The 12260-nt window shown below is 32.8% G+C and carries 13 protein-coding genes; 5 read left to right on the top strand and 8 right to left on the bottom strand.

Annotation, left to right across the window (positions count from 1 at the left end; translation table 11 throughout):
- Positions 1 to 3: 3 nt before the first annotated feature.
- Positions 4 to 654 carry a GTP-binding protein EngB gene (gene engB, locus METVU_RS06985; protein WP_015733497.1) on the bottom strand — a complete coding sequence of 217 codons (651 nt, stop codon included), beginning with the start codon at positions 652 to 654 and terminating at the stop codon, positions 4 to 6.
- Between the two features lie 155 nt (positions 655 to 809).
- Positions 810 to 1874, bottom strand: a complete 1065-nt coding sequence (gene carA, locus METVU_RS06990) for a glutamine-hydrolyzing carbamoyl-phosphate synthase small subunit (RefSeq protein ID WP_015733498.1) — start codon at positions 1872 to 1874, stop codon at positions 810 to 812.
- Between the two features lie 484 nt (positions 1875 to 2358).
- Here carA and serA point away from each other — a divergent pair, with 484 nt between their 5' ends.
- Complete coding sequence (gene serA, locus METVU_RS06995) at positions 2359 to 3933, top strand: phosphoglycerate dehydrogenase (protein ID WP_015733499.1); 1575 nt, start codon at positions 2359 to 2361, stop codon at positions 3931 to 3933.
- Here the strand turns inward: serA and METVU_RS07000 are convergent.
- Together METVU_RS07000 and METVU_RS07005 are read right to left on the bottom strand one after the other, a co-directional pair.
- Complete coding sequence (locus METVU_RS07000) at positions 3923 to 4510, bottom strand: hypothetical protein (protein WP_015733500.1); 588 nt, start codon at positions 4508 to 4510, stop codon at positions 3923 to 3925. The two genes, serA and METVU_RS07000, sit on opposite strands and share 11 nt — an antisense overlap.
- Positions 4500 to 5378: a phosphoadenosine phosphosulfate reductase domain-containing protein gene (locus METVU_RS07005; protein ID WP_015733501.1), complete on the bottom strand. Its 879-nt coding sequence runs from the start codon at positions 5376 to 5378 to the stop codon at positions 4500 to 4502. Before METVU_RS07005 ends, METVU_RS07000 begins: the two co-directional genes overlap by 11 nt.
- Before the next feature lie 208 nt (positions 5379 to 5586).
- Between METVU_RS07005 and METVU_RS07010 the strand changes: the two genes are divergently transcribed.
- Positions 5587 to 7269: a methyl-accepting chemotaxis protein gene (locus tag METVU_RS07010; RefSeq protein ID WP_015733502.1), complete on the top strand. Its 1683-nt coding sequence runs from the start codon at positions 5587 to 5589 to the stop codon at positions 7267 to 7269.
- Between the two features lie 11 nt (positions 7270 to 7280).
- On the opposite strand, the gene METVU_RS07015 is transcribed toward METVU_RS07010, so the two are convergent.
- Both METVU_RS07015 and METVU_RS07020 read right to left on the bottom strand, forming a co-directional pair.
- Positions 7281 to 8009, bottom strand: a complete 729-nt coding sequence (locus tag METVU_RS07015) for a KaiC domain-containing protein (protein WP_015733503.1) — start codon at positions 8007 to 8009, stop codon at positions 7281 to 7283.
- Between the two features lie 29 nt (positions 8010 to 8038).
- Positions 8039 to 8320: a hypothetical protein gene (locus tag METVU_RS07020; protein WP_015733504.1), complete on the bottom strand. Its 282-nt coding sequence runs from the start codon at positions 8318 to 8320 to the stop codon at positions 8039 to 8041.
- A 335-nt stretch (positions 8321 to 8655) separates the two neighbouring features.
- Here METVU_RS07020 and METVU_RS07025 point away from each other — a divergent pair, with 335 nt between their 5' ends.
- Positions 8656 to 9528: a coenzyme F420-0:L-glutamate ligase gene (locus tag METVU_RS07025; RefSeq protein ID WP_015733505.1), complete on the top strand. Its 873-nt coding sequence runs from the start codon at positions 8656 to 8658 to the stop codon at positions 9526 to 9528.
- A gap of 14 nt (positions 9529 to 9542) precedes the next feature.
- On the opposite strand, the gene amrB is transcribed toward METVU_RS07025, so the two are convergent.
- Positions 9543 to 10406 (bottom strand): AmmeMemoRadiSam system protein B, encoded by an 864-nt coding sequence (gene amrB / locus METVU_RS07030; protein WP_015733506.1) that lies wholly within the window; start codon positions 10404 to 10406, stop codon positions 9543 to 9545.
- Between the two features lie 223 nt (positions 10407 to 10629).
- On the opposite strand from amrB, the gene METVU_RS07035 reads away from it, so the two are divergent.
- Both METVU_RS07035 and METVU_RS07040 read left to right on the top strand, forming a co-directional pair.
- Positions 10630 to 10926 (top strand): hypothetical protein, encoded by a 297-nt coding sequence (locus METVU_RS07035; RefSeq protein WP_015733507.1) that lies wholly within the window; start codon positions 10630 to 10632, stop codon positions 10924 to 10926.
- A gap of 74 nt (positions 10927 to 11000) precedes the next feature.
- The gene (locus METVU_RS07040; RefSeq protein WP_015733508.1) at positions 11001 to 11195 is read left to right on the top strand and encodes a hypothetical protein; all 195 of its coding nucleotides are present in this window, start codon (positions 11001 to 11003) and stop codon (positions 11193 to 11195) included.
- 238 nt (positions 11196 to 11433) lie between these two features.
- On the opposite strand, the gene METVU_RS07045 is transcribed toward METVU_RS07040, so the two are convergent.
- Entirely contained in the window at positions 11434 to 12252 is an 819-nt protein-coding gene (locus METVU_RS07045; protein ID WP_015733509.1) for a 2-amino-3,7-dideoxy-D-threo-hept-6-ulosonate synthase, read from the bottom strand.
- Between the last annotated feature and the right edge of the window lie 8 nt (positions 12253 to 12260).

Below are 12260 nucleotides of genomic sequence, written 5' to 3' on the forward strand. Positions count from 1 at the left end.
TACTTAGTGCTTTTTTACTTTTAATTTTTTAAATAGATCAACTCTCTCTTTAATTCTCTTTTTTATTTCATCAATTCCCTGCCCTTTCTTTAAAACTGCCGGAACTATAAATTTCCACTGTCTCCATGGTGGAGAACATTTAAAAAACTCACATATTCCATCCAAAACTGTATCCCAGTCCTCTTTTTTTATCTTATCCATTTTATTAACCACGAGAATTGGGCTTATTTTAAGATCTGTTATAAAATCAAACATCTCTAAATCAATAGGAATTTCCCCCCTTTCATCCCATCTCCTAACAATTTCAAAAAACGACTTTGCATCAATTATTTGGACTGCGGTAGCTATCTTATCCGCGTTATTTTCAATATAGTGGACTATTTCATCCTTTATTTTTTCCTGCACATTTTTAGGAAGGCCTGACATATATCCAAATCCCGGTAAATCAACTAAGATATAGTCCCCAAGATCATATTCGTTAATTTTTAATGTCAATCCCGGCCTTTTTCCAACTTTAACATCTTTTCTTCCAGTCATTAATCTAACGAAAGTTGATTTTCCAACATTGCTTCTTCCAACAACCACAACTTTTGGTTTTTCTTTTTTTCCATGGTATTTTCTCTTTAAATTTGTATATCTCTCAAAAAAGTCCATAATAATCACTTTGATTGTTTTTTTACCTAATTTTAAATTTAATTTTAAATAAAATAAAACATAAATAATACAATAAAATATACAGCGTAAAAATTGTTAAGTATTTTAATAGAGGCATTTATCTATCAATTTCTTGCCTATTATATCATTATTATTTATTTCCTATCTTTTAATTTTATCATCTCATCAAACAAAAACATCGTATCGTGAGGCCCAGGTCTTGCCTCTGGGTGGAATTGAACAGAGAATATCGGCAAGTTTTTGTGTTTTATTCCTTCAACTGTTCTATCATTTAAATTTATAAAGCTAACTTCTAAATCATTCGGAAGAGTGTTTTCATCGACAGCAAAGCCATGATTTTGAGACGTTATGTAAACTTTTTCTGTCTCTAAATCTTTAACTGGCTGATTTCCCCCCCTATGTCCAAACTTCATTTTATATGTTTTTCCTCCAAAAGCCAGTGAAATGAGTTGATTACCAAGACAAATTCCGGTTATAGGAACAACTCCTATTAAATTTTTAATATTTCTAATAACCTCTTTTAGTCGTGCAGGATCTCCTGGACCATTAGATATTAGAACGAAATCTGGATTATAATTTAATATTTCATCATAACTTGTGTTGTAAGGAACTTGAATAACTTCACAACCTCTATTCAATAAACATCTAATAATGTTCATCTTAACGCCACAATCTAATAGAACACATCTTGCTCTTGCATTTGGTATCTTGTGGACCACAACATCCCTCGTTGAAACCATTGGAACCAAGTCAATATCTGAAATATCTTTATATTTCTTAACTCTCTCTAAAAGATCTTCAATTTCATCATTCCCTATTCTCTCCCCGACTTTTAAACAACACTTCACAACTCCCTTATCTCTTATCTTTCTTGTCAAAAATCTGGTATCAATATCTTGAATGCCTGGAACATCATACTCCTTTAAAAGATCATCCAACTCCTTTCCAGTCAACTCTCTAACTACGAATCCTTCTGCCTTTATTCCATCTGATTCAAACCAGTCCTTTTTTACACCATAATTGCCCTCTAACGGATAGGTCATCATAACAACTTGTCCCTTGTAAGATGGATCAGTTAAAACTTCAACATAGCCAGTCATAACTGTTGTAAAAACCAGTTCTCCAAAAATCTCTTTTTCTGCTCCAAAACCTTTACCTCTAAAAACTGTTCCATCCTCTAATATCAAAACTGCTTCCATAAAATCACCTAATACTTTAAAACTAAAAATATACAAACTTCCAAATATACATCAGATCAACACTAATCAAAATCGATCATAAACTTTTTGTTATAAATTTGCCTATTGATGTTAGGAGGATTCCTCATTTATAATTTATGGTTGGCTAAAAATTATTAAACGATGAAAAAACTATAAAAAATTATGATCATAATTATTTAAATTTCAGTTAAAAGTTTTATCTATTTAATACCTATGGTTTTTCCTTTATAATCCCATCAAAAAATCAGAAAACTATAAAAATAAATTATAAAAACAGAAGTCAGCAATCTTAACAAAGAGAAAGTTAATAATAAATTTTAAAATTTTTAAAAAATTGATAATTCATATTTCGACAAAATTATATAGAGGAAGAGCCATCAATATCATTCAAAATATTTTTATTGTTTATTCTCTAATTATCTAAAAGTAGTAAAAATTTAAAAACTTAGGTGGTGAGAGAGTTATGGTCAAAATATTAATCACAGATCCTCTACACGAAGATGCGATAAAAATATTAGAAGAAGTTGGAGAGGTTGAAGTAGCAACCGGCTTAACAAAAGAGGAATTATTGGAAAAGATAAAAGAGGCAGATGTTTTAGTAGTGCGAAGTGGAACAAAGGTTACAAGAGATGTTATTGAAAATGCAGAGAAGTTAAAGATAATAGGTAGGGCAGGTGTTGGTGTAGATAACATAGATGTTGAAGCAGCGACAGAAAAAGGGATCATAGTAGTTAACGCACCAGACGCTTCTTCAATCTCAGTGGCTGAGTTGACTTTGGGCTTAATGCTCGCTGCTGCAAGAAACATCCCACAGGCAACTGCCTCATTAAAAAGAGGAGAGTGGGATAGAAAAAGGTTCAAAGGGATAGAGTTATATGGAAAGACGTTGGGAGTTATTGGTTTGGGGAGGATAGGACAACAGGTAGTTAAAAGGGCTAAGGCATTCGGTATGAACATTATCGGCTACGATCCCTACATTCCAAAGGACATGGCTGAGGAGATGGGTGTTGAGTTGATTGATGATATAAACGAACTCTGCAAGAGAGCTGATTTTATAACTTTACACGTTCCGTTAACACCAAAAACAAGACATATAATTGGAAAGGATCAAATAAATTTAATGAAAAAGAATGCAATAATAGTTAACTGTGCAAGAGGGGGGCTTATTGATGAAAAGGCCTTGTATGAGGCATTAAAAGAGAAAAAAATTAGAGCAGCTGCTTTGGATGTATTTGAAGAAGAGCCACCTAAGGATAATCCGCTATTAACATTAGATAATGTTATAGGCACACCTCATCAGGGAGCATCAACAGAGGAGGCACAAAAAGCAGCCGGAACTATTGTAGCAGAGCAGATAAAAAAGGTATTAAAAGGAGAGTTAGCTGAAAACGTTGTAAATATGCCAAATATTCCTCAAGAAAAATTAGGAAAATTAAAACCTTATATGTTATTGGCTGAAATGCTCGGAAATATAGTAATGCAGGTGTTAGATGGATCCGTTAAGAGAGTTGAGATAGTATACTGTGGCGATCTTGCAAAAGAAAAAACCGATTTAATAAAAAGGGCATTTCTTAAAGGATTGTTATCTCCAATACTCTTGGCTGGTATAAACTTAGTTAACGCCCCGGTAATTGCAAAAAATAGGAACATAAGTGTAATAGAAACCACAACATCCGAGAAAAAATTTGGCAATGCTATAAAAATAATCGCTGAAAGTGATAAGAAGAGATTTTCCATAACAGGGGGGATAGTAAACAACAAGCCAGTGATCTTGGATGTTGATGGATATGATGTCAACTTTATTCCAGAGGGAGCGTTGGCTATAATTAAACATATTGACAGACCGGGCACAATTGGAAGGGTTTGTATCCTCCTTGGAGATTATGGAATAAACATTGCTGGAATGCAAGTTGGTAGAAAAGAACCAGGAGGAGAGAGTGTAATGCTCCTAAACTTGGATCATACTGTTCCTGAGGATGTTATTGAGAAAATAAAAGAGATTCCAAATATTAAAGATGTTGCAGTTATCAATCTATAAGAAATCTTCTTAATTCAGAAATACTCATTTTCTCTTTTAAAAAATCCTTTGGAATTAAATATAAAAATTTTGGATCGTAGGGTTCTCCTTTCAGCCCTAAAACAACCGCATCAACATTTTTAGGATATTTTAAGGTTATGATCTCATTTAAAGGATAGGTCTTTTTAAAAATAGGGTAGACCTTATATCCTCTAAAATATATTCCATCTTCTCTGAACTCGGCTCCAATGTTTTTTAAATAAAACGCAAGAGATCGAGAGGTTTCATCCAACGAATCCAAATTTTCAAAGATAAATTCTCCACTCCCCTCTATCTCTATTCTCTTAGCAAAGTTTATCTTAACTTCTCCATTTGTAGAAACGTCTTCAATTTTTATCTTTTTTCTTCTAAGTTTATACCACAATCTACTAAAAAATGATCTTATCTTATATTTTACCAAAATATATAATCCAAATATCCCAATTAATATTAAAAATATCGGTAGAGCGAAAATTGCCAAAACTATCAATAAAAATAAAATAAGGAGCATTAAAAACAAACCCATCGCTCCTCCTACCTGATATACTTTAACTTTCATCAATATCCCTCAAAGCATTTTTTATTAGTGTTAAGTATTCTTCTTTTTCTGGAACAACCATGATCCTTTTAGACGGTAGTTTTATGGAAGCTCTAAAACCATATTTTCTCGCAGTTTCAGTTGCTAATTTATTATATTTGTATAAGTTATTAAAAAGCTCTTCGTTCAATGTTGCGTTTTCATCAGCGTACTGCAAACAGCATCCTTCTCTCCAAAATCCAATCTTATCTCCAACTTCGTGTGATTTCTCAACTTTGATATTATAATATCTCGTTAATCTCAGAACATCATCATAAGATAATCGTATTAAAGGTCTAAAAAACAAAATTTCCTTAGTTTTACTATATTTTTGTGGGACCGGGGTTAGTTCCATCTTGTCATATTTTACTTCACCATACCTCTCCCTTAAATAATTCATAACCGCCCCAGATACTTTTTCAAGAGCCGAATCTCCTGTCATTATTATCTTAATTCCTTTTTCTCTCGCAAAGTCCACAGTTTTATCTTTCATTATATTTTTACATATCCTACAAATACTACTTCCCTTAGCCCCCCTTGTTCTTTTTAAAATCTCATCCGTAATGTCAAAAAACACTGCGGGAATGTTATATTTTTCTGAAAGAGCCATAACCATATTTTTTGAAATTTCCCAACTCCATCTATGATAAAAGTGTATTAAATATCTAATATTCAAACCAATATCTCTGGCTAAGGCGATTGCCGTTGAGCTGTCCTTACCCCCACTTGCCATAACCACTATCCCTTCATCCAACATATCTCTCTCTTTGAATTGTGATACAATATCTCTCTTTAAGCTGTTTAGATCATTTAATTTCCTTTTACATCTTGTCCATTCTGAAAATTTCATAGATCTCCCTCACGGAATAATTTTTATACCACTTACTATAAAGAGATTTATAATAGGTTTATGATGGATATAAAACTGTTTATTTTAAGATGTTGAGGTATTAATATTGCTTATTGCGTTATAGCCAAATAATTTGACACAAAAACAAATTTAACAAAACTACAACGGAAAATAAAAACAGTATGAATGTGGGGGAGGTAGGGAGAATATGAAATTGGAATATAAAGTTTTCCTGATCTCATTAATTATGTATGTGATTATTGCAGTAGTGGCAAATTTTTTTAACAATTTTATAATTTTAATAATCTTAGGGGGCATATTCTCTGTGATAATTACCTTTTTAGTGAAAAATACGACATCAGCTCCAATAAAAGAAATCATTAACATTATAGAGAAAGAAGATATTGTAGATGTTGATACCATAAACCTTCCAAGTGATGATTTTAAAGTTTTATATGAGAAGATCTGCACTCTCGTGAAAAAATTAAAAGAAAAAGAGAAAGAACTCGAAATAATGGAAAAAGAAATTGCCCAAACATTTAAAGAGGCATTAAACGCATTGGAACATCTTGCTAACGGGGACTTTTCTGTTCGATTAAATGAAAACAGAGAAAGGAATAAGTTTCAAAAAATGTTTAATAAGGCAATAAACAATGTTTCAACAATAATTGAAAATATAAGAAAGGAAGTGTTAGATCTAAACTTACAAATTGAAGTTTTGAAAAAAGAAACAAAAAAGGCACGTGAAGCAATAGAACAGATGAGTGATGCAGCTCAGCAAGTTGCAACTGCTGCATCGGATCAATCTGCAAAACTACAAGATATAACACAAGAAGTCGAAAAAACAGATGAACTTGCCAAAAGGACAGAGAATCTATCAGAAGAAGGAGAAAAAGTTTCTATAGAGGCAAGTGAAAAGGCAGATGAAGGAATAAAAAAGATCGAAAATGCTGTTGAGGCAATGCAAAAAATATCCAATGTAATTGATGAACTCAGTAAAGCAATTCAAGAACTCGGAACAAAATCTAAAAAGATTAATGAAATTACTGCTTTAATTAAAGATATTGCTGAGCAAACAGGACTTTTGGCTTTAAATGCTTCTATTGAAGCGGCAAGAGCTGGAGAGGCAGGAAGGGGTTTTGCTGTTGTTGCAAGTGAGATAAAAAACTTGGCTGAAGAGATAGGGAAATCAGTAGATGATATAAATAGAACAATTGATGAAATAAATAGTCAAATAGAGAAAACTGTGAATTTGGGAATTGTAGGTAAAAATGAAGTAGATAAGGGAGTTATTGCCGTTGATGAAGTCAATGCTGTCTTCTTGAAAATAAAAGAGAGTGTAGATAACACCACCCAAAAAATAAAAGAGATTAAACGATCAGCAAAAGTTACCATTGACAATATGGAAAAAGCTCTCAAAGATATACAAGATCTTGCATCCATATCAGAAGAATTTACTGCTACTGCTGAAGAACTATCTGCAAATGCAGAAGAAGAAAGAAAAGCAATAGAAGAAATAGAAGAAGTTATTATAAACCTTGAAAAGGTATCAAAATCCGTAAAAGAAAATATAATGAGAATAAAAACTTCAAAAAACATAACAGTGGATGAAGCTTTCAAACTTCTTAATAATGAGGAATATGTATTTATAAACGTAGTTCCAGAGGACAAATATGACGGTAAAATTCCAAATTCAATTCATATCCCAATAAATGAGCTTGAAAATAGATTAGACGAAATTCCAAAAGATAAAAAAGTTGTAGTGTATTGTAAATTAGGATTTACAAGTCCAAGAGGTTATATGATTCTAAAAGAGAAGGGATATGATGTATACAACATGGAAGGAGGATTAAAGGCCTGGAGAGAGAAAGGTTATCCAGTAGAAAAGTAAGTTTTTCTAATTTATCTTATTTTTAATACTTTATCTGGATATACAACTATTCCTTCATCAGTTATATCAAACGGATGCCTTTTTAATGAATGGCTCGTTCCTCTCATCTTCCATACAATTAAGCTCCTCTTTAACTCTCCATCAATCTCATCTAAGTCCAATCTTATAATCCCATCAACAGCGTGTTCAACTCCAGGCCCCCCAAACCCTCTCTCTCCAACAGAAATTTGAGATGTAAATATGGCTGTGCAACCTAAGCCAGATATTACTCTTTTTAGTAAAAAAACCGTTCTTCTTGCCATCATTGGTTTATTTATATAAAGTGTTGTTACGGAGTCGATACCTATTCTTTTAGCATCAATATCATTTATTGCTGTCTTTAAAACATCTATTAATTCTCTCTCATCATTGGGATCGTTCACAACATATCTTTCCCTTTTTGCAGAACTACCAATCCCATAAGTAAACGCATCTATTATTGCAAATTTTCCCTCCTCTTCTAACTTTCTAACATTCCATCCAAATTGTTTCATATTTTCCCTAATTTGGACAGGGTGCTCTTCCAACGCTACCAAAATGCTTGGTTCATCATACTCGGCAGCTCCTTTATATAAAAACTGCTGGCAAAATATAGATTTTCCAGTTCCAGGACCCCCAGACAATAGAACAACATTCCTTTCTGGAATTCCACCATGCAAGATCTCATCCATTCCAGGAATCCCTGTCTTTACTCGTCTCATAGATCTCCTCTCCTTATATTTTTTATTATCTACTCTCTAAACGATCTCATCTCTAATTTTTTCTCTGGAATATCATCTAAAAACATTAGAGATCCTTTTATCTCCACTGCACACACCTTGGATGGATCTACAATAGCAAACGACTTTTCATCCATATTCCAAATAATTATAGGATCTCGTTTTCCAGTCCAGAGATACTTTAAAATACCATTTTTTAGATTGATTATCGCATCAAAATCATAGTCCCCTTCTATCGCATTTCCCTCAAAGTGTATCTTAACGTGTAGTTTGTCAATCTTTTTTCTTACCATACTCCCCCACATAATATATTTTTATATTTTATTTTTATTTGTTATAATTTTATCATTTATTCTTTTTATTTATTTTTTAATGTTTACAATTTTTATAAATATTTCCTAATCATATAAAATTTCATATTCTACATTTTTATATTTTTTTAGATTTTGTTTACCATAGTTTTATAATCTTCTAATTAATCTTCTAATTAATTAACAACAACATCCCCTACCCAAAAACCAAAAAACAGGACATTTCATATAAAAATAATATAATATAACTTATCCAAAATCCTAAAATCGTTATAAATCATCTTAACCATATAAAAAATTAAAATCAAGGAGAGATGATGAAAGCATATCCAATAACTACAAGATATATAAAAAGAGGAGAAGATTTTATTCCGATAATAATCGACGCAATAAGAAATAGCGGGATAAAGTTAGAAGATGGGGATTTTATAGTTTTAAGCGAGAAAATGGTTTCTACTGCCGAAGGAAACTTTGTTGATGAAAGTAAATTTGAACCTGGAATTTTGGCCTACTTTTGTTATTACTGGTCTAAATATCTTTGGGGATATGCCTTAGGAAAATTATTAAATATTAAAGAAGAAAAAATAAAAAATCTAAGGAAACTTCCAAAAAAAGAAACACTAAGACATAAAGAAACAGTTATAAGAACCGTTGGTTTAAGATATGCTTTAAAACCATATGCAGAAGGAGGTTTAGATCTCACCAATGTTCCGGGAACTTACGTCTCTCCATTACCAAAAGATCCGAAAAAATGGGCAGAACGTCTTTATAATGAAGTAAAAAAAGAGTTTGGAGTTGACGTTGTTGTTATGGTAGCAGATACTGATGCCACATATCGAATTTTTAAGTGGTATATTACCGCTCTTCCCTATGCAATTAACGGAATAATCAGCGGAATCGGAGTTCTTGGATTCTTATTGGGAAGATTGGCTGAGATCTTTAAGGTTGGAGGTTTTGCAGGATGCACACCCTTAGCAATAGCTGGAAATAAAGTATATAAAAATTACTCAATTGATCAATTTGTTAGAATAGCATTTATTTGCGATAGAGTTCATAATACAATAAAAAACATTAACGAAGTGTTAGAAAAATACAACAGTTATGTTATAACCGAGGAGATACTGGAAAAGTTAAAACACACTCCCGTAGTTGTTGTAAAAATAAAAGAGGAATATATTCCAAATCGTTAATTAGAAAAATTTATCTACTCAACAAGAGCAGAGGCATAGCCAACAACTGAGGAGTAATCTCCAGTTATATCCCCTGACGTTGCATAAGCCAGTAGTTTAGAATTTTTAGCCCCAAGGATCTTCATAGCCCTTAGCATCGCTATAACTGGCCCATATCCACACATTGATATGTTATAGTTAATAACATCCTCATATAATGCCTTTTCATCCATCTCTAAAATATCCTTTATAACTATCGCATCTTTTTTTGAAGCAACTTCTTGAGGTTCATAGTGGGTTAGATCAGAAGAGGCAATAATCACAACTCTTCTTCCCAACTCCTTGGCAACCTTTGCAACAAAGTATCCAACCTCAACAGATGTTTCATAATCTTGAAACATCATACATATAGGCACTATTTTAAATTTTGCAATATTTAATAATTCTAAATGCTTTAAAAATGGCAATTGGACTTCAATAGAGTGTTCATTCATGTGAGCGGTTTCATCTAAGTCAATAATCTCGCATTTTCTCCAGAGTTCTTCAACAAACTCCTCATCACACTTTACATCCCCAAGAGGAGTTCTCCAGATTCCATTACACACACTAACTCCAGAACCTAAACCTGTGTGATTTGGGCCTAAAATCACAGCGGTGGTCTCTTCAAGAGGATCTACTCTCTTAGACAACTCATAGTAGGAGTGGGCTTGAATAGGTCCTGAGTAAACATAGCCGGCATGAGGGCATAGTAAACCGATCGGTTTTTCATAAGTTCCTCGAACCGGCATTGATTTTGGGCCGAATTTATGAAGATAGCATTGTTCTATCATCTCTATGAGCTCATCTGGGTGGGAGGGGTAGAATAGTCCTGCAACAGCTGGGTATCTCACATTTGTCATACTATATCCCCGACATAGTTGATTAAAATTTTAATTTTTTAATTTTACATTAATGGGAATTTAAAATTTTTATTGTGTTTGTTTATAGTTTGTTTTTTATTCTTTATATACCTACTTATGTATAAATGTGGCATAAATATACACAAAACCAAAAAGTATATATATTTTTACACATATGTGTATTATTGTAAATAACAATCATAAAAAAATGAGGTGATGATAAATGTTTGGATGGGGAAGAGGAAGAGGATTTTGGAGATACTACATGCTCGGTAGAGTTGGAGGCAGATACAGATACGTGGGACCATGCAGATGCGGTTTAGGGCCTCATGCTTTTTATGTCGATGAAAAAACTGGGAGTTTAGTTCACGCTTGGGATCTTTACAGAACTCCATATGCTGATGTCGACGAAAAAAGATACTTAGAAGAAACTGTAAAGAGTTTAGAAGAAGAAAAAAGATTATTGGAAGAAGAGTTAGAAAGAATTAAAAGAAGATTAGATGAATTAAAAAGAAAATAAACATTAAAAAATAAACAGGAAAGAATAAATAGGTTGAATTTAATAAATATTTTTAATAAATTTTGAGGGATATTATGGAAATGAAAAAATTTTTATGCTCAAAATGTCAGAACGTTATAGAAGTTCCTTATGGAGTTCCAAAGCCAGAAACGTGTCCTTATTGTGGGGCCCCTGCAACATTTATCCATAGGATAGATGGTGGAGGAAGAGGTCTTGGTAGAGGAAGAGGAGCAAGATGTGGCCTTAGAATGATGGGAAGGGATGAATAATCTCTTTCATTTTATTTTTCTCATTTAAATCTATGTATTTAAATATTTGGTATTAGAATTATCTGTTTTAAGTTTCAATTTCGATATAACAAATATGATAAATTCTCTCATCCAAAAAAAACAAAAAATAAAGAATAATAAAAAAATAACTAAAAATAGAGACAAAAAGAGATAACTAAAAGAATATAAAACGTTATGAGGTTGTAATTACTTTATTTTTATTATTATTTTTATTATTTTATTTTCTAATCTCTTTTAATGCCTCCTCAACATCGACATTTTCATGAACTATTTTACAAACAGCCCTCGTTATACCAACAACATCATCATGCTGGAAAATATTTCTACCCACTGCAACACCAGCAGCTCCTGCCTCGATAGCATCTTTTATCATTTGCAGGAACTCCTCATCAGTGTTTGTTTTTGGACCCCCTGCAACCACGACGGGAGCCGGACAACCCTTAACAACATCTCTAAATGAGTCAATATCTCCTGTATAGCTTGTTTTTACTATATCCGCTCCCAACTCAGCCCCCAATCTTGCTGCATGAGCTACTAATTCAGGATCTCTCTCATTTTTAATATGTTTTCCTCTTGGATACATCATAGCAATTAAAGGCATTCCCCAGTATTCGCATGTTTCAGCAATCATTCCCAAATCTCTGTACGCTTCCCAATCTTCCTCTGAACCAACGTTCACATGAACAGAAACAGCATCCGCACCCATTCTCACTGCTTCTTCAACTGTTGTAACTATAACCTTCTTCAATGGATTCGGAGATATTGCTGTCCCACCAGATAGATGGATGATCAAGCCAACATCCTTGCCATAGCCCCTGTGCCCATGTCTAACTATCCCTTTATGTAAAAGGACAGCGTTAGCTCCTCCTTCTGCAACATTATTTACTGTTTTTCTTATATCAATCAACCCCTTAATTGGCCCGTTTGAAACGCCGTGATCCATTGGAACTATAACTGTTTTCTCGCTTTGTCTGTTAAATATCCTCTCTAATCTTACCAACTTTCCAAGATTTTTTATATCTTTGAACAATTCCATAGTATCAC

The sequence above is a fragment of the Methanocaldococcus vulcanius M7 genome, assembly GCF_000024625.1.
In the GTDB taxonomy this organism is placed as follows: Archaea; AGJL01; Methanococci; order Methanococcales; family Methanocaldococcaceae; genus Methanocaldococcus; species Methanocaldococcus vulcanius.

Coding starts and splice junctions, on each gene's coding strand:
- engB (WP_015733497.1), bottom strand. CDS start 654: ATGGACTTTTTTGAGAGATATACAAATTTAAAGAGAAAATACCATGGA.
- METVU_RS07000 (WP_015733500.1), bottom strand. CDS start 4,510: ATGAAAGTTAAAGTATATCAGGTAGGAGGAGCGATGGGTTTGTTTTTA.
- METVU_RS07040 (WP_015733508.1), top strand. CDS start 11,001: ATGGAAATGAAAAAATTTTTATGCTCAAAATGTCAGAACGTTATAGAA.
- METVU_RS07020 (WP_015733504.1), bottom strand. CDS start 8,320: ATGGTAAGAAAAAAGATTGACAAACTACACGTTAAGATACACTTTGAG.
- METVU_RS07035 (WP_015733507.1), top strand. CDS start 10,630: ATGTTTGGATGGGGAAGAGGAAGAGGATTTTGGAGATACTACATGCTC.
- METVU_RS07025 (WP_015733505.1), top strand. CDS start 8,656: ATGAAAGCATATCCAATAACTACAAGATATATAAAAAGAGGAGAAGAT.
- METVU_RS07010 (WP_015733502.1), top strand. CDS start 5,587: ATGAAATTGGAATATAAAGTTTTCCTGATCTCATTAATTATGTATGTG.
- carA (WP_015733498.1), bottom strand. CDS start 1,874: ATGGAAGCAGTTTTGATATTAGAGGATGGAACAGTTTTTAGAGGTAAA.
- METVU_RS07005 (WP_015733501.1), bottom strand. CDS start 5,378: ATGAAATTTTCAGAATGGACAAGATGTAAAAGGAAATTAAATGATCTA.
- METVU_RS07045 (WP_015733509.1), bottom strand. CDS start 12,252: ATGGAATTGTTCAAAGATATAAAAAATCTTGGAAAGTTGGTAAGATTA.
- serA (WP_015733499.1), top strand. CDS start 2,359: ATGGTCAAAATATTAATCACAGATCCTCTACACGAAGATGCGATAAAA.
- amrB (WP_015733506.1), bottom strand. CDS start 10,406: ATGACAAATGTGAGATACCCAGCTGTTGCAGGACTATTCTACCCCTCC.
- METVU_RS07015 (WP_015733503.1), bottom strand. CDS start 8,009: ATGAGACGAGTAAAGACAGGGATTCCTGGAATGGATGAGATCTTGCAT.